This window comes from Paenibacillus sp. TAB_01 (genome assembly GCF_043945595.1).
Classification (GTDB): Bacteria; Bacillota; Bacilli; order Paenibacillales; family NBRC-103111; genus Paenibacillus_S.
In genome coordinates this window covers 262,836-286,499 of the sequence record NZ_JBIFNP010000001.1, presented here as the reverse complement: position 1 = coordinate 286,499, position 23,664 = coordinate 262,836, and the positions used below count along the sequence as shown (strand labels likewise).

General features: G+C 54.8%; 19 protein-coding genes, 3 pseudogenes and 3 riboswitches. Of the genes and pseudogenes, 9 read left to right on the top strand and 13 right to left on the bottom strand.

Annotated features, from left to right (window positions below; all coding sequences use genetic code 11):
- Positions 1-2 precede the first annotated feature (2 nt).
- From kdpA to ACHHV8_RS01375, 3 genes and pseudogenes are all read right to left on the bottom strand, one after another.
- Positions 3-1,681 (bottom strand): annotated as a pseudogene (gene kdpA, locus ACHHV8_RS01385) (potassium-transporting ATPase subunit KdpA).
- A 59-nt stretch (positions 1,682-1,740) separates the two neighbouring features.
- On the bottom strand, positions 1,741-1,818 hold the full coding sequence (gene kdpF, locus ACHHV8_RS01380) for a K(+)-transporting ATPase subunit F (protein ID WP_395163392.1): 78 nt from the start codon (positions 1,816-1,818) through the stop codon (positions 1,741-1,743).
- A gap of 146 nt (positions 1,819-1,964) precedes the next feature.
- Positions 1,965-2,375 carry a hypothetical protein gene (locus ACHHV8_RS01375; protein WP_395156107.1) on the bottom strand — a complete coding sequence of 137 codons (411 nt, stop codon included), beginning with the start codon at positions 2,373-2,375 and terminating at the stop codon, positions 1,965-1,967.
- Positions 2,376-2,573: 198 nt separating this feature from the next.
- A riboswitch (cyclic di-AMP (ydaO/yuaA leader) is annotated at positions 2,574-2,775 on the bottom strand.
- Between the two features lie 124 nt (positions 2,776-2,899).
- A riboswitch (cyclic di-AMP (ydaO/yuaA leader) is annotated at positions 2,900-3,095 on the bottom strand.
- 331 nt (positions 3,096-3,426) lie between these two features.
- A riboswitch (cyclic di-AMP (ydaO/yuaA leader) is annotated at positions 3,427-3,601 on the top strand.
- Between the two features lie 299 nt (positions 3,602-3,900).
- Between ACHHV8_RS01375 and ACHHV8_RS01370 the strand changes: the two genes are divergently transcribed.
- Positions 3,901-4,194, top strand: coding sequence for a hypothetical protein (locus tag ACHHV8_RS01370; RefSeq protein ID WP_395156105.1), 294 nt, complete (start codon positions 3,901-3,903; stop codon positions 4,192-4,194).
- 2 nt (positions 4,195-4,196) lie between these two features.
- Here ACHHV8_RS01370 and corA read toward each other — a convergent pair whose 3' ends face one another.
- Complete coding sequence (corA, locus tag ACHHV8_RS01365) at positions 4,197-5,147, bottom strand: magnesium/cobalt transporter CorA (protein ID WP_395156103.1); 951 nt, start codon at positions 5,145-5,147, stop codon at positions 4,197-4,199.
- Between the two features lie 181 nt (positions 5,148-5,328).
- Between corA and ACHHV8_RS01360 the strand changes: the two genes are divergently transcribed.
- Entirely contained in the window at positions 5,329-6,129 is an 801-nt protein-coding gene (locus ACHHV8_RS01360) for a Cof-type HAD-IIB family hydrolase (protein WP_395156101.1), read from the top strand.
- A gap of 224 nt (positions 6,130-6,353) precedes the next feature.
- On the opposite strand, the gene ACHHV8_RS01355 is transcribed toward ACHHV8_RS01360, so the two are convergent.
- From ACHHV8_RS01355 to ACHHV8_RS01335, 5 genes and pseudogenes are all read right to left on the bottom strand, one after another.
- A complete protein-coding gene (locus ACHHV8_RS01355; RefSeq protein ID WP_395156099.1) occupies positions 6,354-7,016 on the bottom strand; it encodes an MBL fold metallo-hydrolase in 663 nt (220 codons plus the stop codon).
- Between the two features lie 38 nt (positions 7,017-7,054).
- A complete protein-coding gene (locus ACHHV8_RS01350) occupies positions 7,055-7,699 on the bottom strand; it encodes a TetR/AcrR family transcriptional regulator (protein WP_395156097.1) in 645 nt (214 codons plus the stop codon).
- A gap of 237 nt (positions 7,700-7,936) precedes the next feature.
- A pseudogene (locus tag ACHHV8_RS01345) lies at positions 7,937-9,249 on the bottom strand (MDR family MFS transporter).
- Positions 9,250-9,343: 94 nt separating this feature from the next.
- Entirely contained in the window at positions 9,344-9,562 is a 219-nt protein-coding gene (locus ACHHV8_RS01340) for a hypothetical protein (protein WP_395156095.1), read from the bottom strand.
- Positions 9,528-9,863 carry a MarR family winged helix-turn-helix transcriptional regulator gene (locus ACHHV8_RS01335; RefSeq protein WP_395156093.1) on the bottom strand — a complete coding sequence of 112 codons (336 nt, stop codon included), beginning with the start codon at positions 9,861-9,863 and terminating at the stop codon, positions 9,528-9,530. The genes ACHHV8_RS01340 and ACHHV8_RS01335 overlap by 35 nt, the downstream gene beginning before the upstream one ends.
- Before the next feature lie 260 nt (positions 9,864-10,123).
- Here ACHHV8_RS01335 and ACHHV8_RS01330 point away from each other — a divergent pair, with 260 nt between their 5' ends.
- Both ACHHV8_RS01330 and ACHHV8_RS01325 read left to right on the top strand, forming a co-directional pair.
- Entirely contained in the window at positions 10,124-11,521 is a 1,398-nt protein-coding gene (locus ACHHV8_RS01330; protein WP_395156091.1) for a hypothetical protein, read from the top strand.
- 610 nt (positions 11,522-12,131) lie between these two features.
- A complete protein-coding gene (locus ACHHV8_RS01325) occupies positions 12,132-12,623 on the top strand; it encodes an NUDIX hydrolase (RefSeq protein ID WP_395156089.1) in 492 nt (163 codons plus the stop codon).
- A 200-nt stretch (positions 12,624-12,823) separates the two neighbouring features.
- On the opposite strand, the gene ACHHV8_RS01320 is transcribed toward ACHHV8_RS01325, so the two are convergent.
- Both ACHHV8_RS01320 and thrS read right to left on the bottom strand, forming a co-directional pair.
- Positions 12,824-14,818 (bottom strand): beta-galactosidase, encoded by a 1,995-nt coding sequence (locus tag ACHHV8_RS01320; RefSeq protein ID WP_395156087.1) that lies wholly within the window; start codon positions 14,816-14,818, stop codon positions 12,824-12,826.
- A 271-nt stretch (positions 14,819-15,089) separates the two neighbouring features.
- Positions 15,090-17,005, bottom strand: a pseudogene (gene thrS / locus ACHHV8_RS01315) (threonine--tRNA ligase).
- A gap of 516 nt (positions 17,006-17,521) precedes the next feature.
- On the opposite strand from thrS, the gene ACHHV8_RS01310 reads away from it, so the two are divergent.
- Positions 17,522-18,286, top strand: coding sequence for a DUF1796 family putative cysteine peptidase (locus tag ACHHV8_RS01310; protein WP_395156085.1), 765 nt, complete (start codon positions 17,522-17,524; stop codon positions 18,284-18,286).
- A gap of 14 nt (positions 18,287-18,300) precedes the next feature.
- The gene (locus ACHHV8_RS01305; RefSeq protein WP_395156083.1) at positions 18,301-18,639 is read left to right on the top strand and encodes a hypothetical protein; all 339 of its coding nucleotides are present in this window, start codon (positions 18,301-18,303) and stop codon (positions 18,637-18,639) included.
- 497 nt (positions 18,640-19,136) lie between these two features.
- Here ACHHV8_RS01305 and ACHHV8_RS01300 read toward each other — a convergent pair whose 3' ends face one another.
- Complete coding sequence (locus tag ACHHV8_RS01300) at positions 19,137-19,469, bottom strand: hypothetical protein (RefSeq protein ID WP_395156081.1); 333 nt, start codon at positions 19,467-19,469, stop codon at positions 19,137-19,139.
- 108 nt (positions 19,470-19,577) lie between these two features.
- Entirely contained in the window at positions 19,578-19,994 is a 417-nt protein-coding gene (locus ACHHV8_RS01295) for an Lrp/AsnC family transcriptional regulator (RefSeq protein ID WP_395156079.1), read from the bottom strand.
- Between the two features lie 136 nt (positions 19,995-20,130).
- Between ACHHV8_RS01295 and ACHHV8_RS01290 the strand changes: the two genes are divergently transcribed.
- From ACHHV8_RS01290 to ACHHV8_RS01280, 3 genes are all read left to right on the top strand, one after another.
- Entirely contained in the window at positions 20,131-20,883 is a 753-nt protein-coding gene (locus ACHHV8_RS01290; RefSeq protein ID WP_395156077.1) for an MBL fold metallo-hydrolase, read from the top strand.
- 130 nt (positions 20,884-21,013) lie between these two features.
- On the top strand, positions 21,014-22,081 hold the full coding sequence (locus ACHHV8_RS01285) for an acyltransferase family protein (RefSeq protein WP_395156075.1): 1,068 nt from the start codon (positions 21,014-21,016) through the stop codon (positions 22,079-22,081).
- Positions 22,082-22,588: 507 nt separating this feature from the next.
- Entirely contained in the window at positions 22,589-23,650 is a 1,062-nt protein-coding gene (locus ACHHV8_RS01280) for a copper amine oxidase N-terminal domain-containing protein (RefSeq protein ID WP_395156073.1), read from the top strand.
- Positions 23,651-23,664: the final 14 nt, after the last annotated feature.

Below are 23,664 nucleotides of genomic sequence, written 5' to 3'. Positions count from 1 at the left end.
CATTAACGAATCGTCAAATACTCAGCGATCGGCCCAGCACAATACCGGGAAGGAACGTCAACGCACCGATAATCAAGACCGTACCTACGAGAACGCCGACGAACAGCTTATTATCGGTACGGAAGGTGCCTATGGTTTCCGGCACCCACTGCTTGCGAACGAGCGAGCCCGCAACCGCCAGCATGGCAATCATCGAGATATATCGGCCGAACAGCATGACCAGTCCTGTGGAAATGTTCCAGAACGGCGTATTATCGCCAAGTCCTTCAAAGCCTGATCCGTTATTTGCAGCGGACGAGGTATATTCGTAGAGCACCTGCGTAATGCCGTGAAAGGCCGGATTCGTAATTGCCGCCTTGCCCAAATCCGCAGCCAGGGCGAACGCTGTCGGAGCCAAAATGATCAGCGGATGCGCCAAAATCGCAATAGCGATAAGCTTCATCTCGCGGGCTTCAATCTTCCGCCCGAGAAATTCAGGCGTCCGCCCTACCATTAAACCGGCCAGGAATACGCCGAGGATAGCGTACATTAGCATATTTACCAAACCAACGCCCTTACCGCCGAACACGCAGTTCAGCATCATCAGCGCCAGTGGTGTCAGCCCGCCAAGCGGTGTCAGCGTGTCGTGCATATTATTGACGGAGCCGGTTGTCGCCGCGGTCGTGACCGTTGTAAACAGCGCCGACTGGGCGATGCCGAAGCGGACCTCTTTTCCCTCCATGCTGCCCCCGGCCGCATCGATACCCAGCTTGTTCAGAACCGGGTTTCCATTCAGCTCGGAGGTGTATACCAGCGATAGGAACACGACGAACAAGAGCATCATGGACGAGAAGATCACCCATCCCTGCCTGCGGTTTTTGGCAAATAAGCCGTATGTGTAAGGAAGCGCCGCGGAGAGCGTCCACATCGATAAAATTTCAATTACGTTAGTCAGGCCGCTCGGATTCTCAAAAGGATGCGCCGAGTTCACGCCGAAAAATCCGCCGCCGTTCGTGCCCAAATGCTTGATGGATTCCAATGAGGCGACCGGACCGATTGCTATTTGCTGCTCGGCGCCTTCCAGTGTAGAAACGGAAAGTAACGGCTGCAGCGTTTGCGGTACCTTCAAGGCTACAAGCACCATGGTAACGATGAAAGCCAGCGGGAAAAACACCCGCGTATGCGCTTTGACGAAATCTTCGAAGAAGTTGCCGATCGTCTGGCCTTTGCTCGTAATGCCTCTGACAAAAGCAATCGCAACCGAAAAGCCGGTCGCCGCCGAGGTAAACATCATCATCGTGATGACCGCCATTTGGGAGAAATAGGACAGCCCCGTTTCTCCACTGTAATGCTGCAGATTCGTGTTCGTCATAAAGCTGATTACCGTATTGAACGTCAGTGTCTCTTCCATGCTGCCGATGCCGTTCGGATTGAGCGGCAGTCTATTTTGCAGTCGAAGAATCAAATAACTAAGCACAACCAGAACCACGTTCGTTATAATGAAGCTGAGCGCATACGTTTTCCAGGTCATACCGCGGCGCTCCTTCAGCCCGATCAACGCAAAAATCGGCTTTTCTGCGAAAGCGAACCATCTGTCAGTCCAGTTCGCTTCATTGGAAAACACGTGATATAAGTAAGTTCCCACCGGTTTGACCAGCAAAAGAATAATCGCAATCACGATGATTATTTGTAACGTGCCCATGGGTGAAGCCCCTTTCTCCAGGCTGGCCTAAGCCAAGCTTGATTCGCATCCTATCCTAGTTAAAATTTCTCCGGGTAAATCAAAGCGTAAGCCAAATAGATAAACAGAAATAGAGTGACAAGACTAATGACTATCATTTGGTACCGCCTCCCGTATCCTCTATCACACGCTCGCAAAATGCGGTAAATCCGCTGTAGATTCCATAACAAACGGCCAGCAGTAACACCATATAGAGATCCAGCATGCTTGATTCTCCCTCCATTCCAAGCTCGAAAATACCCCGTTATTCCACAAGAGTCTGGAGCAAAAAAGGAATTTCATCGCTATTGCTATGAATAACATAGTTAGCTCCCAGCCCTCTGTAAACTAAACGCGGGTGATTGGTATGCGTGATAACATAAATCGGATTCGCCGTCCAGCGCCTGCACATTTGAATATACCGGCAGCACAGGTTAAAGCTGTTTTCGAACAAAAATACCCTTCCTACCTGAAATGCCGGTGCAGTCCAATTTAATTGTTCAGTAGTATCTACCAACAGAAAATGTTTTACACCTAACTTCGCCAACCGGCTTTGTTCCTTTTTATTGTTCACCATAACGGCAAAGGGCAGCTGATGGAACAAAAGCTGGCGGATAAAAGCCTCTCCCGTTGGATTTGGTGCAGATACTAGAGTCAGCTCCTGCGAATCCTCCACGATATTCTCCTCCTCCTTGACAAAAGAGAAGGCAGCCGATTTCTCCGAAAACGATGCCTGCCAAACGGCTCCGAAAAGCCGATGATGGCCACGCCGTACTTCCCCGGGCAGCAAAAAAGAAGCCTGCGGAAAGAGAAGAACTCTTCCCGCGGGCTTCTTCAGGCACAGTTATAGAAACCATGCCCTGCCGCGACAATCGTTGCCTCTCCCGATACGCTTACGAGGTTAGCTGTCGGATTCGGGCGTGAGAGTCGCCCTACCTGCGGATACGGCCAAACGCCGCATGCTCAGGATTCACCCCATGGCGCACGATAGTACAGACCGATAAACCGGCTGATCGAATCGGCATCCGTTGGTTCCCCCGTTCCTTTTCCATTCAAGGACTCAGCGAAAAACTGCAAAAATTAACATAAGAAAAACCACAGAGGCCTAAGCCCTGTGGTCGAATTTATCCGATCACAAGCTTCATCATCCTCTCTCCTTAGCAGCCCGCCCGAAGGAATGAACCGGTTCATTCCTTCGGGGCCTGCTCTATCAACGCTGACGAGGTTAGCTGTCGGATTCGGGCGGTGAGAGTCGCCCTACCTGCAGATGCGCCGAAAGGCCCATCGTCAGGATTCACCCCAAGCCATGAAATCAACGGCTCTCACACCGTGAAGACATTGGCTTTGTTGGGTCCCCCGTTTTCCTGGCGAACAGGAAATTAAGCGATCAGAATTGGAAACTTTGTTTGAATCATGAGTTGTATCTTACGCCGGCCGAATAAAACTGTAAATAAAACCCGCGCTTCATTTAGAGTGAAAACAGGCATTTAATCGATTGAAATGAATTCAGATCTCGTTTTTTCTCTATCTTACTCCTTATCGCTCTTGAATACGAAGATATGGCAAGAAAACAAGCTTTCTCTAGAAATCATGCCGTAAGGAAATGAAACCCTCACTTGATTTCGTTTTCATTTAGATATACAGCGAAAATCATGCGAATTTCGCTCCCTATTGAAGTTTACAGACATTGCGTAACGGTGTAGGATTCACATCAACAACTTCATATTTGCTGCAAAACGCTTTGTTCCCGCTAAGGGAAACGGGGGACCCAACCGAAGCCATCTTCATTGAAGACAGCTTCAGGGGTGAATCCTGCCGGAGCTTCCATACGAGCCTCCGCAGGTAGGGCACTCTCAAGCCCGAATCCGACAGCTAACCTCGTAAGCGATTGAGAGAGAACACCTTTACCGTGCTTCGTTACGGCATCGTCCGCCACATCCGTAGAAGCCCGCGAGTAGAGTTTCTCTGCTCCCCGGGCTTTTTTTGCTTGTCTCCAATGAAAAAACTCATTTGATGAGGAGTGCAGCCACTGATGATGAAGCTGACCGAAACGTATAGTCAACCGATCGACCTGCTCCTAAACTGCAAAATCGGCTCGATGGAAATATATCAATTTGAAGGCCGCTTATTAAATGAAGAAGTATCGGGGATGACCGGGAGCCGGATTTGGGGCTTATTTAAAATTTCCGGCGGCGGGAGCAATGGCTGGGGAGAATATAGTTTACCCGCCGGGGACAAAAGAATCGACCTGGTACATTGGTCATTCCGTATTTATGAAGCTGAAAGGCCGCTCCCTTCCCGAAGCACTTCAGCAGGCTCGTACGTGCCGTGACGATTGGGGGCGGGAACGCTGCGAGCTGGCCGAGACCGCTTTGCTCGATTTAGCGCTGCAGCTCCGGTACTCGGAGGCCCAGGCGCCTTCCATGCGGATGAAGCACCTTGCGCTGGAGAGGGCTTGTTTGATCGAACAAGCCCAGTCGTATTTTTCTTTCTAGACTTAATCGAACCAGCCCTTGCGGCGGAACCAGGTATACATGCCGAACCCGATCGCGAACATCATCAGAAGTGCGGCAAAGTATCCCCACTGCCATCGCAGCTCCGGCATATGGTCGAAATTCATGCCGTATATGCCGGCGATAAAGGTCAGCGGCATGAATATGGTCGTTATAACGGTCAACGTTTTCATAATGGTGTTCATCCGGTTCGAGTTCAGGGAAATATAGCTGTCCCTCATATCCGCCGTCACCTCGCGGTTGGAGTCGTTAATTTCCGACAGCTTGAGCAGGTGATCGTAAATATCCGTAAAATAAACCAGCTGATCCTTAAGGCCGTCCATCCGGTCCGAATTGATGACACGGTACAGCAGATCGCGCATCGGCACGATCGTTCTCCGGAGCTTCAGCAGCTTCGCCCGGATTTCGAAGATTTCATTCATTAGAATATGAATGGGCTCTTCTTTGCCTTTCGTTTCAATTTCGTTCAGCTGGTCCTCAATCTGGTAAACGCTTGGAAAATATTCATCGACCAGCTTGTCCATGACAAGGTAGGCGCAGTACACATGCCCTCTCTCGCGAAGGCTGGGCTGCGTCTCCACTCTCGACCAAGCCTCATCAATTTCACGGGAACGGTTAAAATGGAACGTAACGATAAAATGGGTGCCCCAGAACAGATCGATTTCTTCTGCCGCCAAGGTCTGCGCATTCATCGCATGAAGGACAAAAAAATGCACGCCCTCGTAATGATCCACCTTCGGCCTCTGCAGCAGCTGACAGCAGTCCTCGATCGCAAGCGGATGAAACTGGAAATGGGTTTCCAGACGCTTGGCTTCTTCCTCCGTCGGCTGGTCAAAATCGACCCAATACCACTTCACCTTCAGACTGAGCAAATCGCCGAGCGTGGCATTATCGATCAGCCTGTTATCATGGTCTACCGCTATGACCCGGATCATCGCGCTCTCTCCTTTGAACCCCTGCTTTGAAACTAGTGTTCCAAATTTTGCCCTTCCTTATGAGGGAATAATGGAACGGCTGCCAATAAATTCGCACGATCGGCGGAGCGCCATTGTTCTTCCCCAAAACCCGGCATTCAAGTATAATGGGAGCCGTAGACACAATACGGGAGTGGATATCATGTATAAAATGCTGGCGATCGACATTGACGATACGCTTATTAATGATGACAAAGAAGTGACGGAAGGAACGAAGCAGGCGTTGGCCGAAGCGCTGGCGCACGGCATTACCGTCACGCTGGCTACAGGGCGTATGTACGCATCGGCGAAGCAGATGGCTTCCCAGCTTCAGCTGAATGTGCCGCTCATCACGTACAACGGCTCGCTCGTGAAAAACTCGGAGGACGGCCGTGTTCTGTACGAGCAGTCGGTTCCGCCGGAAGCGGCTCATCTGATCTTCGATTACTGCGAGCGGCACGGATTGCATCTGCAGCTTTATATTGACGACATCCTATATGTCAAAGAGGATAACGATAAAATCAGGGACTATGCCGCCCTGTCCAAAATCCCTTATACGGTGTACCCGGATTTCCGGAAGCTCGCGGATCAGCCCTCGACCAAAATGCTCATCATCGACGATCCGGCCAAGCTGGATGAAGTCGGCCTCGAGCTGCGCAATCTGATTGTCGGCCAGGTGCATATTACGAAGTCGAAGCCGCATTTTCTCGAAATCATTCACCATGAAGGCACGAAGGGCGATGCGCTGCGGTATTTGGCAGCCAAATTCGGCTACGACATGTCCGAGGTCATCGCGATCGGCGACGGCTCCAACGACCGTGAAATGCTGGAAGCCGCCGGACTTGGCGTGGCTATGGGAAACGCGTCCCCGGCGCTCAAGGCAATTGCTAATTACGTCACCCTGAGCAACAACGAAGACGGCGTGAAGCACGTGGTCGATAAATTTGTACTGCAGACGATTTAAGCGGTAACGGTACCGGCGGCACGAGCAGCGAGCAGAACGTCCCTCCCGGCTGGCTGGCACCCGATGAACAAGTGGAGAAGGGTCAGAGCTTACGCCCTGATGACAGAAAATTAACGTCGTCCGCGAACGGCGAATACACGGCAAACAGCCCTGAGCGCTCAGGGCTGTTTGCCGTGCATTCGCCGGTTCTTCGGCTCAGCCGTGGAGACCAGCTTCGCGGCTTGTTATAACGAGGCCAGCGCCGCTGTGCGGTAAGCCTCCGTCTGCCGCTGCGGGTCGGTGATCCGCACCTCGCCGCCATGGCATACGCTCACGAGCTTCGGCCGCACCTGCTCTACGAGGGCTCCGCTGCCGACCGCCTGCTTCATGTCGGCGGTAAACATCGGCATCGGCCGGTGCAGCTGTCCGCGCTTCGAGGTAAACAAATCCCCCGCGAGCAGCACGCCGTCCTGCTCATGATAATAAGCGACATGGCCCGGAGAGTGGCCTGGGGTCGCATAAGGCGTCAAGCCCCCCGGCTGCGACGCCATGTCGAGCGCCCGGACAAGACCGGGCCGGACCATCTGCTCCGCCTTCTTCCGCCGCGGGTACGGCTGTCTCCCTTCCATGTAGGGAATTTCCGCCTCATGCACATAGACCGGCACCGGATACCGCTCCACAATTTTATTCAAGCTGCCGACATGATCGCTGTGCCCGTGCGTAAGAACAATTTGCTCCAGCGGCAGGCCCATCCGCTCGATCTGCTTCAGCAGCGGCCCTGCCATCAATGGGATTCCCGCATCGACCAGCGTCAGCCCCCGTTCCGATTGTACGAGCCAGGCGCTCATAGGGATAATGATCCACTGGCTGCATTTCCACACATGCTCCGAAATTTGTACGATCTTCATCTTCCAATTCCTCCCCGATTCGAATGAGTAGACGATCTTTAATTCTGAAGCTTGCGTTTCTGAAGCAAACCGAGCAGCAGAATATCTCCCGCTTCCTCCATTAACGGCACAATCCTCGCAAACAGCTGCTCCAGCGGCTCTTCGTTCTCCATATAAGTTGTAATCAATCCTTGTAGCATAAAAAAGTAAATGCGCGAGCTTTGAAGCCGCTCCTCTTCGGTCTGGCTCCTTATCATGCGGTCCAAGCTTTCCGAGATGCAGCCGAATAACCGGAGACGAACGCTGTTCAGCTCGTTTTGCGGCCCCTTCGCATCCATCCGTACCGCCTTCGTGCCGAGCAGTACCGGCACCATGCTTTTGTAAGACAGGCAGAACCGGATAAAGCTGCCGCTGATATCGTACAGCACATCCTTCGGCGCCCGCTCCGTACGGGCCATCGCCCCGCGCATCTCCTGCTCCAGCTCCCGGAGCGGCGGCAGCGCCAGCTGCTCAAGCAGCGTCTCTTTATCCTTGTAATATAAGTAAATCGTCGTATGGGAGCAGCCCGCCGCCTTGGCGATTTCACGCATCGTCACTGCATGAAAGCCGCGCTCGGCGAACAGCTCGCCTGCCGCCTCCCGAATGCAGCGCTTCGTTTCCTCGGAGCGGAGCTCTTGTCGCGACTTCTTTCCTTCCTGTTCCATCCCTGCAGGCCTCCCGAAAATTTATAACCAATGGTTACTAACCGTTGTTCATATTATAACCAATGGTTATTTTTATTGCAATACCCAAATTTCTTATTATTTCCATGATCGCTTTGCAGCACAAATCGTTATCCAATTACAGCACGAAAAAAACCGGAATCAGTTACGATTCCGGTTGATCTGGGCTCCTGTGGAAGGAGGCCGGTTTACCTTTACGTTGGGACAGACCACTTCGGATTAGGAAGCCGCCTTCGCCGACTCGAGCGAGTCTTTGCCGGACTGCGGCAGCAGCAGCGACAGCACGAAGGACAAGGCCGCAATCACAGCAATGACGACGAACACGATGTGCAGGCTGGAAGCCAGCAAGCCGCTGTCAATCGTCTGCGAGCTGCCGGTATTGATTACAATACCGAAGATGGCGATACCGATCGTCTGACCCAAGGTGCGGATCAGGTTATGCGACGCAATCGCCGCCCCGCGCATATCGCGGCCTACAGCCGACTGTGCGGTAATCGTGAACGAGGTGAAGGCCAAGCCGAAGCCTGCCCCCAATATTCCGATCAGCACCATCAGGAACACCGGTGTCGTATGCTCGTTCATCAGCGTCAAGCCTGCGCTGGAAGCAAACAGCAGAATAACGGCGATGATCAGCAGCCGGCGCACGCCGAATTTGGCGACCAGCTGTCCGGCCATAATCGAGGCCGCCGGCCAGGTCACGCTCATCGGGATCATCGCCACACCCGAGTAAGTTGCGCTGCGGCCCATAACGCCTTGCAGCCAAAGCGGCAGGTAGAATACGATGACCACCTGAATCACGGCAAGCAAAAATCCGCTGCTGTTGATGACCGAAAGCGTGCGAATCCGAAACAGCTTGAGCGGAATCATCGGCTCCGGCGAACGGAACTCAATGAAGAAGAAGACAATGAACAACACGAGAGCCGCCACAAGCAGCGGAACAATACTGCCCCATGCTATACCGGCTCCGTTGTGATTGCCGAGCAGCGTAGTCGCATACAGGAAGCAGAACATGCCTGCGGAGAAAGTGACGATCCCCGGATAATCGATATGCGGCTTTTTCTTCTGCGGCGTTTCATGCAGAGACAGCCACAGAAGCGTCAGGGAAACGGCGGCAAACGGCAGATTCATGAAGAAAATCCACCGCCACGATACATAATCGACCAGCACGCCGCCGGCCAGCGGGCCGACAATCCCTGCGATTCCCCAGACGCTGGAGGCCCAGCCCTGCACCTTGGCCCGCTGCTCGAACGGGAACAGGCCCCGATAATCGCATAAGGTAAAGTAAGCAGCGCTCCGGCTCCCAAGCCTTGAATGGCGCGGAACCAGACCAGCGCGTTCATACTATGAGCCACACCCGATAAGGTCGAGCCGAGCAGAAAAATAAGCGTGCCCGCGATATACACGGACTTGCGCCCGTATAAATCGGATAGTTTGCCATAGATCGGAGTACTGATCACGGTCGTCAGCAGATAGACTGAAATGACCCAGCTGTACAGCTGAATGCCTCCCAGATCCTCCGTGATTCCCGGCATGGCGGTGCTGACGATCGTTCCCTCAATCGCAGCCAAAAATGTGGCGATAAACAGCGAAATGGTGACATTTCGCCTGTTCGTTTGTTTTGTCATATCAATCCTTTTCCTCCTCTTGGTACAATGGAACGCCCGATGCTTCCAAGCTTTCCTCCTGGCGGTTCAAATGTTCAACCAGCCGGTCGAGCAGCCCGGCGAAAGCCTTCTGCTCTTCGGCATTGAAAATATCAAATGTATGCCGGTTGCTCTCCACATACAAAGGCCGCAGCGAATGAAGCACCTCATGACCCGCTGCGGTTAACTCCACTCTCGTCACGCGGCGGTCTCGCCCTGTCCTCGTATGTCCGTACATAGCCGGCCTGCCGCAGCCGGTCCATCATACTGGAGATGTTCTGCTTCGTGACAAGTATATTGCGGCGCAGCTCCTTTAAGGAAATGCCCTCCTTCTCCGCAATGGCCGCGAGCAGCGTCCACTGCTGCGCGCTTGCCAATCCGACCTGCTGGGCGAGTCTTCCTCCGATCCGCGACAGCAGGGTCGAAGCCCGGAACAAATTCATCACGGTCTCTACCGTCCGCTGCTCATGCTCAGCCCGGAACTCTTCATGGCCGGAGTTCATTCCCTGTCACCCTTCCCTTAAATAACTTCAGCCCCAAAAAGTCAACAACTTGTCCTTTTGTAGTATAAATCAACCTTACGTAACATGGAAGCATGAATATTCCTTCCGGGTCCCCCGCATAAACCGACGAAAACCGGCAAATTTTTTTCTTTAAAAGGCTCCTCTTCGTCTTCTTATGCCGTCACCAAAGGCTCGCCCATGCATACAGTGTAGTACCGATACCGTTGGGCTCGTGTCTACTTAACAAGGAGGCGGCAGCTTTGGACATTGCATTATCAGGCTTGCACTGGATTTATTTGTTGTTCATTATTTTGATCATCGGCTTTATGGTATTCCGCAAGGATACGACGATCTTATGTATTGCCGGCATTTTCCTGCTGGGGCTGGTCTCCACCCAATCATTAAGTCATTCCATCAGCGGGGTGTTTAACAGTTTTATTTATGCCATTAAAGAACTGCTGGGCACCATCCTCATCATTTCGATCATCGTCTCGATGAGCAGGGTGCTGACGCTGACCGGCATTAACGAATCGATGATTTCGCCGTTCACCCGCCTGATCCGGACACCAGCGCTGGCGTACTGGGTCATCGGGATCCTCATGATGATCATATCCTGGTTCTTCTGGCCCTCGCCGGCCGTAGCCCTTCTGGGCGCAGTGCTGCTCCCTGTCGCGCTGCGCGTCGGGCTGCCCGCGCTCGGTGTCGCGGCGGCGATGAATCTATTCGGACACGGTATAGCGCTGTCCGGTGACTTCGTCATCCAGGGGGCGCCGAAGCTGACGGCGGATGCAGCCGGCATTCCGGTCGGCGACGTCATCTCGGCCAGCGTGCCGCTGGTATTCGTCATGGGGATTGTGACGACAGCGGTCAGCTTCTGGATGCTGAGACGGGATATGAGAAGCGGCAAGCTGGCAGCAACGCCGCAAGTAACCCCGTCGGCTTCCAGCGGACCGGCAGACAAAGCCGTTACGCTCTCCCCATCCAATCGGCTTTTGTTCGCCATTGTAATCCCGCTGCTGTTCCTGGCCGACGTCGCGGCCATGTTCGTGCTCAAGCTGCAAGGGGGCGATGCCACCGCGCTCGTAGGCGGCACCGCACTGCTCATCATGCTATGGATCACACTCACCGCACACAAGCAGGACGGTCTTGCCCAATCGACCAATTATTTGATCGAAGGCTTTCAATTCGGCTTTCGGATCTTCGGTCCGGTCATTCCCATCGCCGCTTTCTTTTATCTGGGCGATTCGGCGTTTACCGAGATCTTCGGCAAGGTGCTGCCTGCGGGCTCCCAGGGTCTCGTCAATGACCTCGGTCTCGCGCTGGCTCATACCGTGCCGGTCAACCAGGCGGTCGGCGCCGTGACGCTGACCACCGTCGGAGCCATTACCGGTCTGGACGGCTCCGGCTTCTCCGGCATTTCGCTTGCCGGATCCATCGCGCACCTGTTCTCCACCGCCATCGGCTCCGGCGTCGCCACGCTGACCGCATTGGGGCAGATTGCGGCGATCTGGGTCGGCGGAGGCACGCTGATCCCTTGGGCGCTCATTCCTGCCGCCGCGATCTGCGGCGTCGATCCGTTCGAGCTCGCCCGGCGTAATTTGAAGCCGGTCGTGATCGGCTTGGTTGTTACCACCATTGTCGCGATGTTTCTGATGTAACGAAGCGTTTGTAAAATCTTAGCGTAAACCCATACGTTGGCGCGTAGGGAGGGAAAGGTATGGGGTTCCAGCCGTTGTTGAAGCCGTGTTCCATTAGATGAGATTCAGAGGGAGGAACACGGCTTCAAAGACAGCCCGTAACCTTTTCACCCCATACTCTTCCCTCCTTTGATCTGCTTTCTGTTATTCTTCCACTTATTTTTTCCTGGCTCGTTGCTTCGATTCAAGAACGCCTCTTTGATACGGAAACATCCGTGTTTGTCTCGACGTCTCCAAGCGCAAGCATGGGGGCGTTCTTTTTTAGGGTCAACGCGAACTCAATGCTTGGTACAACCCCGATTAAATGGAACGAGTACTTCTATTCACCGATTGAGTGAAGCAGCGGCGAAGTGGCCGCAGCATTACTTAGCTTGGTTCCGCTGCTTGGATAGCAAGGAAAGTGAACACATAACGGCGAAGATGAACATTAGGCTGGCCGCTTCTCGCTTATCCCCTGTGAGTCAGGGGAATTTCGATTTCGATGTGCGACGATTCGCATTTTCAGGATGGGCCGCCTGCCATAAATGTGTAATGGTTTGCTTCATTATAGATAGTTTGGAGGAAGAACAATATGGCTGATAGTAACGACAACTTTTATCGGCATATGGGGGTTTATGGAATTTGCGCAGCTGAGGGCAGTCTTTTAGTTATTCAAAAAATTTTAGGCCCCTACACAGGAAGATATGATTTGCCTGGCGGCCGGCTAGAAAAGATGGAATCGTTGGAGCAGGGAATCACAAGAGAGCTGCGAGAAGAAACGGGATATACGGTTCGAGAGCTTAGAAATATTGGTGTCTGTGATTTTTCGGTAATGTGGAGATTACAAGATAGTACAATAGAATACTTACATCATATAGCCATTTTATATGAAATAGATGTTGGTTCAGACAAGACAGCAGATCCCATCACATCGTTTGAAGGACAAGATTCAAATGGAGCCATTTGGCTAAAGCTGGATGAAGTCACTTCCGAGAATTCATCGCCCTTGGTACTGCAGGCTGTTGATTGGATACGTACTGGGGTTATTCCTGTTGCGGGCAGGTCGTTTGATTACAGCATCTAATATATTGGGAATCGGATTTCAACAAACCTTCTTTACTACATATATTGGAAACGAAGCTTGCTTTAGTGAATGACGTGAAAACGAGTCAGGCAAGAACAATGGCCGGGATCGTTCGCGAGCTTGATTGAAAAAAAGCAAAAAAGCCGGTCCCCCGTCAGTTCACTAGGGACCGGCTTCTTTGTGACGTTAACCCCTATAGCTCACAGATTCGGGAAGCGAAGAACGCGATAGCCGTAAGCGCCAATCTCCAGCACGCCCGGCGGGACATCTTCTCCGCTCAAGGCGTCCGTTCCCGCTTGAGGAACGGTCACCCGGCCTCCGCCGCCGTCCATGTTCACGATAACCCATATCGTGAAGCCGTCGCCGTTCCGCGGTGCGACCACTGTTCCGCGGGTGACGTCGGTGCGCAGCGACACGCCTGCTTCGGAGGCATAATGCTCGATGAGCCGCTTCAGCAGCGCATCTCCCTCCTCGCCTGTCGGCATGGAGCCAAGCATGACGATCTTGCCCCTCCCGTAAGCGCGCTCCGTAAGGAAGGCCGCTCCAGGCGCCAATCCGCCCTCGGCGGTTCCAAGCACGCTCGCTTCTTTCGGCTCGAACAAGGCGCTCCACAGCCCGAGCGGTGCGGATACGCCGAAGGCATGGCCCCGGGTGCCGGTCCCTTCCATCGGATACGTATACAGCGTCTCCACTCCGGCAAGCGACTCCAGCCGCTTGCCGAGCGCTGCATCGGCATGGATCGTATGCTGCTCGGTTCTCCCGCCGGTCAGCGAGCCGACCACCCAGACGCCGCCCGCTTCGACGAAGTCTTCCGCCCGGCTGATGAACTCATCGGACAAGTAATGAAGAAAAGGCGTCAGCAGCAGCTTGTAGCCATCCAGCTCCGTTCCCTCCGGAATCACATCCCGGTGAAGCCCGAGTGACAAAATACGCTCATAAAACGCCGTCACCAATCCGCGGTGATTTAACTGACGGTGCGGCTCCGTTTTCAGGAACGCCTTCGACCGGTCGGAATAGGTCATAGCCACCTCCGCCTGGGCTGGCCGCGTGGACAGCATAATCGCTTCGATCTCCTTGCGCGCCTGCTCCACCTCCAGCACGCTTGCATAGCCGATCGTCGGCTTGCCCCAGGCGCTGAGAACCGAGCCGTGCGGCTGCTCGCAGCCCGCCCGCTGCTGTCTCCACAGCCAGTAGCAGAACGCTTCCGCGCCAAGCGCGTAGGCGGCGACCGCTTCCGCCCGCAAATATCCCTGCGGATGCGGCATCGCATAGCTTTCGAGCGATGCGCTGAACGAGGTGCTCGTTTCCATAATCCAGAAATCTTTACCCCGCTTGAAGTTGCGGAACAGGTCGCAGTTGATCAAATACGCCGGACTGTTATCGTACTGCACATACGTATCGAAGGAGGCGAAATCCAGATTGCGGAACAGCCGCTCGTTGTCCACATGAAACGCTACGCTGCTGTTATGCGTGATCGGAGCGTCGGAATACCGGCGGATAATATCCGCCTGCTCGTCGGCAAACTCGGCGATCTTCTCATAAGAAAATAATTGATACATCGTCCGCAGCGACGAATTATGCAGGAACGGCGCCGGTCCCGGCTGCGGCACCTGCTCGAAGCTGTGGTAGTACTCGCTCCAAATGTGCGTTCCCCAAGCCTCGTTCAGCTGCTCTACGGTGCCGTAGCGCTCCCGCAGCCAGTCGTGCCACAAGTTCTTACATGTCTCGCACATGCACTCGGCAACGTGCGCCTTGAATTCGTTATCGAGCTGCCAGCCGATAACGCCGGGCAGCGGCCCGATTGCCCGGGCAATATGCTCCGTAATGATCGCCGCACGTTCCCGGAAATAGGCATTGTTCGTGCAGGCGTGCTGCCGGGAGCCGTGTCCCATGACCGTGCCTCGCTCATCGACATACATCCGTTCGGGATGTCCGTGTGTGAACCAAATCGGCGGCGTCGGGGTCGGTGTGCACATCACCGTTTCGATTCCGTGCTCATACAGCTTGTTGATGACCTGTACGAAAAAACCGATATCGATCTTTCCTTCCTCCGGCTCCATCGTAAACCAGGCGAATTCCCCCATGCGGGCCACATTAATGCCCGCTTCCTTCATCACCCGGATATCCTGCTCCATGACCTGTTCGTTCCACAGCTCAGGATAATAAGCCGCTCCGTGATATAGCTTGTTTGCCAATGCACCTTACTCCTATCCGATAAATATTCATGCTGCTTTCAAGCTCTCTCCCATCATAGTCAATCGGGAACGGATACTCAATTCGACTTTTTTGCAGGAAACAGCTCGAAGAAGAACCTGAAGCGGACCTATCCCTCCCGTACGATATTTAGGGTCAACAGCTCTCCAGCCCCGCTGACCCGTCTTAATCTGATGCCTAACTTCGCACCCTGCATTCCACTCTGCCTTTCGAATGAAGCCCTTGCCTGCCCCAGGTCGATAGCAAAAAGCTCTAGCTGCGTGAGGCAATCTCCGCTTTCAGCTCTTGGAGCCACGCCCCCAGATCGAACGTCCCGGCGTCGCCCTGATCCCGCTTCCGCACGGCTACCGTGCCGGACTGGCGTTCCTTCTCGCCTAACACGAGCATATACGGCACCTTCTCCAGCTGCGCTTCGCGGACGCGGTAGCCGAGCTTTTCGTTGCGGCTGTCGATGTCGGCCCGAATCCCCTCTTCGGCCAGCCTCCGCTTCACCTGCTCGGCATATGCGTACTCAGCCTCGGAAAGCGGCAGCACCTTCACCTGAACCGGAGCCAGCCATACCGGGAAGGCGCCGCTGTAATGCTCCGTCAAAATCCCGATAAACCGGTCGATCGACCCGTAGACCGCACGATGAATGACGACCGGCCTGTGCTTCTGGTTATCCTCGCCGATGTAGGAAAGCTCGAATTTCTCCGGCATTTGAAAATCCAGCTGGATCGTGCCGCACTGCCAGCTCCGCTTCAACGCGTCGCGGATATGGAAATCGATCTTCGGCCCGTAGAAGGCCCCATCGCCTTCATTGACCCGGTAAGGGCTGCCGTGGCGGTGCAACACCCGGCGCAGCGAGGCTTCCGCCTCTTCCCACAGCTCCTCCGAGCCCATCGAATCCTCCGGCCTCGTCGACAGCTCGATCGAATAGTCAAATCCGAAAATGCGGTAAAACTTGTCGATCAGCGCCATTACCCGCGCGATCTCGTCTTCGATCTGGTCCGGCCGGACAAAAATATGGGCATCGTCCTGGCAAAAGGTACGGACACGCATCATCCCGTTCAGCGCCCCCGACAGCTCATGGCGGTGAACCTGGCCGAATTCGGCCATACGGATCGGCAGCTCCCGGTAGGAGCGCAGCCTGTTTTTGAAAATCAGCATATGCCCCGGGCAGTTCATCGGCTTCAGCGCAAACTTCGCGTCATCCACCTCCGTAAAATACATATTCTCGTGGTAGTGATCCCAGTGGCCGGACTGCTCCCACATCCGCTGGTTCATCATGAACGGCGTGCGCACCTCGTCATAATCCTGCCTCTCCTGGATGCTTCGGGACAATTGCTCCAGCTCCGTCCGAAGCGCCATTCCCTTCGGCAAATAAAACGGCATTCCCGGCGCTTCCTCGGAGAACATGAACAGCTCCAGCTCTTTGCCAAGCTTCCGGTGATCCCGCTTCTTCGCCTCCTCCAGCAGATGCAGATGCTCTTCGAGCTGGGCTTTGCTTAGGAACGCCGTTCCGTAGATGCGCTGCAGCATTTTGTTATCGGAATCCCCCCGCCAATAAGCGCCTGCGACGTTCAACAGCTTGAATGCCTTGATTTTGCCTGTCGAAGGCAGGTGCGGCCCCCGGCACAGATCTGTGAACTCGCCCTGCTCATAAACCGTCAGCACCGCATCCTCCGGCAAATCGCGAATCAGCTCCAGCTTGAGCGGTTCCTTCAGATCGCCGAACAGCCGAACCGCTTCCTCGCGGCTGACGACCTTGCGGACAATCGGCAGATTTTCGCGCGCGATCTTTTCCATTTCCAGCTCAATGCGGCCAAGCTCCTCTGTCGACAAAGGCTTCTCGATATCGATATCGTAGTAAAAGCCTTCCTGGGTTACTGACCGATGCCCAGCTTGACGGCATCCGGCCCGTACAGCCGCTTCAGCGCCTGCGCCAGCAGATGCGCCGTGCTGTGACGGTATACCTCCAAGCCTTCCGCGCTGTCCAGCCGCAAGATGCTGACCTCGGCATCCTGCTCTACCGGACGGCTCAAGTCCGCCAGCTTCCCGTCCAGATAGCCTGCCGCCGCCTGCTTCTTCAGTCCGGGGCTGATCGATTCCGCAATCTCCACAAGTGTGGTGCCGCGCGGGTACCTCCTTGCCGATCCATCGGGTAAAGTCACCATCACTTCTTCCATGTCTTCGTACCTCCATTCCTTTAAATTTGTGTATGAACGCAAAAAAACGCATCTCGCCCAAAAGGGACGAGTGCGTTCAGCTCGTGGTTCCACCCTCATTCGATCCTGCTCTGCCTTATCTGCACCGGACATACGGGTCCGGAGCCTGCGGGCATGCAAGATCCTCATGGCATCCTGTAACGGGGATAAGCCGGTCGCGCTTACTGCCGTGACTCCTTCAAGGAGGCGGGTTCAACGCACAGCTGCAAAGGGGTAATCCCGCGTCCAGTCGCTGAAGAAGCTCTCAGCAGTCGCTTCTCTCTCTGGGCAGCCCGTAAAGGGGATCATGTCTTTGGTCGTCGCCTGAATTTTCAGTTTAGTTTCACATTATAGGGGGATTTGACTTCCAGGTCAAGCGATATCTGTCCATACCGATGCAGCAGCGGCCGCATTTACTAGCTGTAAGGGGAGCTTACCCCCGTTCCCCCGTGCTTTACAGCACATTACAGCCTAAAAGAAAGGAGCGATATTCATCTCATGGAGCTTGAAGGGATTAAAGGAAATTTCGACGCCATTTACAGCCTCGGCCATAATTGTCTCCCCGGTGTACAAATGGCCAAAAACGGGCTGCGGCACTATGCCGGCGTGATCGACTGGATGGGTTCTCCGCTGCTCTCAGGCGTCAGCAATTTGCTGCGCAACCGTTTCGCCCACTTCATGGAGCTGCGCAACATGAGCATTACGGGAATCGACCCGAATGCCGGCTGTTATCTCGTCCGCGATGCCGCCTACCACATTATTTCTAACCACGATTTCTCGCTGGAGACGAACATGCCTTCCCAGATCTTGACCTATCCGCAGTTCAGGGAAAAAATCGACCGGAGAATCGCGCGGTTTCATGAAAAGCTGCAAACCAGCTCCCGCATGCTGTTCATCCGCACGGAAGCCTCCTTAACCGAAGCGCAAGAGCTGCAAGAAGTGATCCGCGGGCTCCGGCCGCATGGCGATTTTCGCATCCTCGTCGTCAACCATGCTCCTGTACAGGGCTTAACGGAGCTCCATTGGCCGCTCGAGCGCGTATGCGCGGTCAAATTCCGCAGGCGGCGGACCTGTTCTACGAGAACGACGAGCTGTGGCGTTCCTTGTTGTCCGGCGTCGTGCATGTCTGACCCTCCAGCTGCACGGTTCAAGTATAAAAATCCGCAAACGCACAATAATTTTTCCGCTTCCGGGATAAACGCCCATCACCCTTGGGCGCCTGTTACATATATTGGTGTTGAGAGCAGGGTCAGATACCTATAAAGGAGTTGTTTGCATTGCCACAACCTCAACATCCACAAAGACAAACTATCGGCAATAATGCGCCGGCGCAGGATACAAGAAGCTTCACGCCGGGCTTCCCGGGCGGGGGCCAGGGCGGCTTTCCAGGAGGATCGACGGGATTTCCAGGCGGATTCCCGGGACTAGACCGGGACAGGGCGGTTTCCCTCCTCCGCCGCCGGGCACAGGAGGCTTTCCTGGCGGCGAACCAGGCGGATTTCCGGGCGGTGCTCCGGGCGGATTCCCGGGAGGCCAGCAAAACCCGCCGGGGGCTCCGCAATCTCCACCGCCGTCCTTCATACCGCAGCAGCAGTCCGCTACTCTCTTCGCGATAGACCCGGGGAGCATCCGCCGCTGCCTTGGCAGATATGTTTATATCTGGCAGGATAACGGGGACAGCTACTGGATCTTTTTGACCCATGTGGGTCGCAACTCGATCGCCGGCTTCCGCTGGTACGGCTTCGGGCCTGTCGGCTTCTGGCTGTACTTCGGCCTTGATCTGCGCCGCATTCAGCAGTTCTTCTGCTCGTAAACCGGCCGGCGTCCTCCCGAAACCGATAAGGGAACCCCTTGGCAAAGCCGTTCGTGCATCCGCTATTATCCATGGACACCAAGACCGCTTTGCCCGTCATCGGCTTCCCTTCATGCAATCCAAGAAAAGAAGCTGCCTCAAGGCCGTAACTCCAATTGAGACAGCTCAAATGATACGCAAGACGCCTTCAAACCCACGAAGCAAACAGGGATGAAGGCGTCTTTTTACATACATATTCAGGTCAAAACGGGAACTGTACCTTCAAAAAGCGACTTGCAGGACAAGACTGCCTTCGCTGTTTTACTGGTCCTCGGGCAGCAGCAGCTGGGCTATCAGCTGCGTGTTATCCAGCCGGTTGTGCAGATAGTCGTACTCCACCTTGCACTGGTCGGCATGCATGCGCGCCCTGAGTACGGTCCGCTGCAGCTCATAAGTATGCTGCCAGATTTCCGCTTCGCGCGCCTGTTCATTTTTGCCGGTGATGAGCCCCAGGCTGAACAGCTCGCATTCCTTGGCCCGAAGCGCCAGCTTGGCATCCTCCAGCCGGCCCAGCGCCGAGTAATAGCTTGCCTCCGCTTCTCTCAGCTCTTCAGGCAGCTGCTGCAGGAGCAGCAGCACCTCCGTCCGGTTCATCGCATCCTCTCCCTTCGGCGGCTCGCCGTTTCTTATGACAGCTTATGCCGGGATCGGCGCGAACATGATGCTCTTGCCGTGCTCTTAACCGGAACCGTAAGATTACCGTTATTTTATTTGGCCGATGGACATGCTGACTTTATAGTTCCCGTACTGCAGCACCTCGTCCAGAAGCCCGCTCAGCTCCGCAGGCGATCCGATGCGGACGCGCAGCCAATAGCAGCCTTCGCCGCTGACGCGGTGCACCTCTGCAATCTGCTCCTTGGCCCGGGCAAAAGCCTGGAACGCCTGATGCGCGGTGTTCGATTTCATAAACACGGTGATGAACGCGTGGACGGTCAATCCGATGGTGTCGGGATTCCAGCGCACCGTATAGCCTTCGATCACGCCAAGCTCCTGCAGCTTTCTGACACGCGCCCCTACCGCTTGTCCCGTCAGATGGACCCGCTGTCCGATTTCCTTATGCGGCAGATCGGCCTGATCGATCAGGCAGCGCAGGATTTGAAGATCGAGCTCATCGATCATGTATTCATCATCCCCTTACTTGCTTTCAAGCTGAAATGAAATGCCGGTTTTTCGTTTCACCGGCTTGTAGGCAGAGCTTTCCATGCATTTTATAATTGTATCAGAACAACATTCCACCAAGTAGAGGGGACATTCCATGAACATTCAGCTTCTTCGTCATGCTACTCTGGGCTTGACCTATGCAGGTATTACCATTCTTGTCGATCCGATGTTCAGCGATGCGGGCGCGAATCCGCCGATCGTTAATTCGGCGAACGACCGGCGCAATCCGCTCGTGCCTTTGCCCGATGCAGCCAGCGGCTGGCTTGCCCCGGATGCGCTGCTCGTCACCCATCTGCACCGCGATCATTGGGACGATGCGGCTGCCGCAGCCATCGCCAAGGAAACGCCCGTGCTGTGCCAGCCCGGCGACGAAGCGGCGTTTCAAGCCGCAGGCTTCGCCGACGTGACACCGGTAGAGCGCACGCTGCAGCTCCGCGGAATTACCGTCACCCGCACCGGGGGACGCCACGGTACAGGCGAGATTGGTGAGCGGATGGGACCCGTATCCGGCTTCGTGCTTCAAGCCGAAGGGCACCCGGCTTTATATATCGCCGGAGATACGATCTGGTGCGACGAAGTCGCTGAGGCGCTGGACGCTTTCCGCCCGGCAGTGACGATTGTCAATGCAGGAGGCGCCAGATTCACCGTCGGAGACCCCATCACCATGAACGAGGACGATGTGATTCAGGTATGCCGCTACGCTCCCTACACAAAGGTCATTGCCGTGCATATGGATTCGATTAACCATTGCCTCGTAACCCGAGCCGATCTGCGCGCCCGGCTGGAAGCGGAGGGCTGTCTTGACCGCGTGAGTCTGCCGGAAGACGGCGCGTTCGTCTGCATCTAACTCTGGTGCGGGAGCCTAGGACTCCCACACCCTTTTTTTAGTTCATTTTCAGGTTTCTGTCATACATTTGACATCACCTGCTGCGATAATGAGGCTAAAAAACGGTACAAACGGAGTGAAGATCCCGGACATGGAAACGAACCGCCTTACGATCCCCCTTATTCAAGCCGCACGCGGCATTGCCGTCGTGCTGGTCATGCTGTTCCATACTTCGCAGATGGCCTACAAATATTTCGGCATCAATTTTCTCGGCATCAGCGGCATGGACCGGTTCGGCGGGTACAGCTATTTTTTCGTACTCACCGGATTTTTAATGTTCACCCTGTACCGGCGCCATTTCGGCAATCCCAAGGTATGGGGTTCGTTCATCCTGAAGCGGTTTGTGCGCATTTACCCGCTGTATTGGCTCGTCAATCTGGCCGTCATTCCGATTTATTTCCTCGTGCCCTCTTTCGGACTCGGCTTCGAAACGAAGCCGGCTGAAATCGTGCAATCGCTGCTGCTGTGGCCTGAGAGCCACGTCCCTATTCTCGGGGTCGCCTGGTCGCTTATTTTTATCGTCTTCTTCTACCTGGTATTCTCTCTGTTCTTCCTGCTTCAAACAAGGGCAGCCGCCGGGCTATTGTCCGTTTGGATCCTGCTGATCTGCTGCTCGGGCCTCGGCTGGATTTCCCCGCAGCCTAACGCGCTGCTCAGCTTTTTGCTCGACGGGCAGCATCTCGAGTTCATCCTGGGCATGGCCATCGCCTATGCAGTGCGGTTCGTACCGCAGCGCGCAGCCGGTCTTTTGCTTGCGGCAGGCATGGTTCTGTTCCCTGTCATCTGGGTTATCCGCGCCCTGGACCCGGCCTTCGCCTATCCGAATGTAATGTACACGATCGGATCGTCGCTCGTTCTGCTCGGGATTGGCGTGCTGCGAATGGAAGCACCGGTGTGGCTGAGACCCGCACAGTTTCTGGGGGACGCTTCTTATTCGATCCTGCTGACAAGTCTCGGCTGCTTATCCATTACGCTGAAGCTGGTCAAAACAATGCATCTAAGCGGCCTGCTCGGCCCTTATGTGAGCACTGCGTTATGTTTTCTCAGCTCCCTCGCCTTGTGCTGCTTCTTCTATGAACGCGTGGAAAAACCGCTCGTCCAGCGCTTGAAGTCATGGCTTCTGCCTCAAGCCAGGCCGGCAGCTTCGGTGAAAGTTTGATTCGTTGCGGGAGAAGGGAAGGCGACGGACGGTCACACGGCCCCACGTCAGCTACGACATGAAGCTTGCGTCCGGCCTTCCTCTATTCAGCACTATTTTTTTCCGGCCACACTGTCGAGCAGAGCCATCATACTGGCTGCATTGTTCCCGATTACGCCATCGGGCAGCCGTACTGGCTGCATTGTTTCACCGGTTACACCATCGGGCAGCCACACTGACTGCAATGTTTCACCAGTTACGCCATCGGGCAGCTGTACTGGGTGCATTGTTTCATCGGTTACGCCACAGAACGCTGGCGTTCTGACGCTTTTTCCTACGATCGAATAACGAATACGCAGAGGATGCGTTATCCCCTTTTTTGAAATCGATTACACAAATTCTCATGTGAGACTGCAACATTTTTCCTGGATGCCGCGTTTGGACAAAGAGAGAACAACCTGCCGGAGCATTCCGGCCAACCCTTTGTTCCATTCCTACATACTCGACTACAGGAGGTATTCTCACATCATGAAATCATTTAAAGTACTTGGAGCCGTCCTCGCTGGCGCCTTATTAGCTGCCAACGCGGTATCCGCTGCCCCTAACGAAGCTGTGCCCGTACAGCCGATGCCGATTTCCGCTCCCCTTCCCCAAGATTCATACGGCGGGCTTAATTTCCATCTCTTCGTGAACGGCAAAGGTTTTTCCGCCGAAGAAGCCGCCCCTTACGCCGGACCTGACAATGAGCTGATGGTGCCGATCCGCGCCGCCGCGGAAGCGTTAGGCTATGAGCTGACATGGCATGCGGACTCCCAATCGCTGGAGCTGGCCCAAAGCAATCAGTTGCTCTACCTGCAGATCGGACAAGATAACTACAGCGCTGACAAAATCCCCGTTTCGCTCGACGTTGTCCCCGAACTGACAGGCGAGAGAACCTACGTGCCTGTATCTTTTTTCGAAAAAGTAATGAAGCTGACCGTAACGGCCGACCCGACGGGCGTCGTTACAATCAGCTCCAAGGAACAAGCCGGCGAGCAGCCATCCGCCAATCCGACAAGGCAGGGCACGATCACAAGCATCACATCTGGCGATAAAATAAAAGAAATCGGCCTCAACGGCTACAGCCACGGCCTACGCTTGAATATCTCCGACGATACGGAAATCGTCTCCGCAGATAACAAGAAGCTGACGTTCGCCGATCTTCAGCTGGGGATGTCCATCGAGGCGGAACACAGTCCTGTGATGGCGATGAGCATGCCCCCAATGACCAGCGCGAAGAAAGTGATCGTGAAGGAGCGGCCGGCCTCGGAGCAGGTTTTGGGCACCTCGGGCACGGTTGAAGAAATAACCGCCGCGGCTGACGGCACGGCGCGCCTCGTCATCAAAGGCACGAAGCTGAGCGACGGTTCGTTCGATACGATCGTGCTGAACGTGGATGCCAAGACGCCGATCGTCGGCACGACAGACAACCAGCCTTTGGCCGCGGACCAGCTGAAGCAGGGAGACCAGGTTTATGCCTTCTACGGTTCGGTGCTTACCCGGAGCTTGCCGCCGATCGGCAAAGCCGTCAAAATCGTCGTTGAAAACTAAGCTCAGCCCCGCAC

What these genes read in the sequence shown, in the direction of transcription:
- ACHHV8_RS01310 (WP_395156085.1), top strand. Translation starts at nt 17,522, where the DNA reads ATGGAGCTTGAAGGGATTAAAGGAAATTTCGACGCCATTTACAGCCTC.
- ACHHV8_RS01285 (WP_395156075.1), top strand. Translation starts at nt 21,014, where the DNA reads ATGGAAACGAACCGCCTTACGATCCCCCTTATTCAAGCCGCACGCGGC.
- corA (WP_395156103.1), bottom strand. Translation starts at nt 5,147, where the DNA reads ATGATCCGGGTCATAGCGGTAGACCATGATAACAGGCTGATCGATAAT.
- ACHHV8_RS01350 (WP_395156097.1), bottom strand. Translation starts at nt 7,699, where the DNA reads ATGGAACAGGAAGGAAAGAAGTCGCGACAAGAGCTCCGCTCCGAGGAA.
- ACHHV8_RS01295 (WP_395156079.1), bottom strand. Translation starts at nt 19,994, where the DNA reads ATGATCGATGAGCTCGATCTTCAAATCCTGCGCTGCCTGATCGATCAG.
- ACHHV8_RS01300 (WP_395156081.1), bottom strand. Translation starts at nt 19,469, where the DNA reads ATGAACCGGACGGAGGTGCTGCTGCTCCTGCAGCAGCTGCCTGAAGAG.
- ACHHV8_RS01360 (WP_395156101.1), top strand. Translation starts at nt 5,329, where the DNA reads ATGTATAAAATGCTGGCGATCGACATTGACGATACGCTTATTAATGAT.
- ACHHV8_RS01325 (WP_395156089.1), top strand. Translation starts at nt 12,132, where the DNA reads ATGGCTGATAGTAACGACAACTTTTATCGGCATATGGGGGTTTATGGA.
- ACHHV8_RS01280 (WP_395156073.1), top strand. Translation starts at nt 22,589, where the DNA reads ATGAAATCATTTAAAGTACTTGGAGCCGTCCTCGCTGGCGCCTTATTA.
- ACHHV8_RS01370 (WP_395156105.1), top strand. Translation starts at nt 3,901, where the DNA reads ATGGCTGGGGAGAATATAGTTTACCCGCCGGGGACAAAAGAATCGACC.
- ACHHV8_RS01355 (WP_395156099.1), bottom strand. Translation starts at nt 7,016, where the DNA reads ATGAAGATCGTACAAATTTCGGAGCATGTGTGGAAATGCAGCCAGTGG.
- ACHHV8_RS01335 (WP_395156093.1), bottom strand. Translation starts at nt 9,863, where the DNA reads ATGAACTCCGGCCATGAAGAGTTCCGGGCTGAGCATGAGCAGCGGACG.
- ACHHV8_RS01290 (WP_395156077.1), top strand. Translation starts at nt 20,131, where the DNA reads ATGAACATTCAGCTTCTTCGTCATGCTACTCTGGGCTTGACCTATGCA.
- kdpF (WP_395163392.1), bottom strand. Translation starts at nt 1,818, where the DNA reads ATGATAGTCATTAGTCTTGTCACTCTATTTCTGTTTATCTATTTGGCT.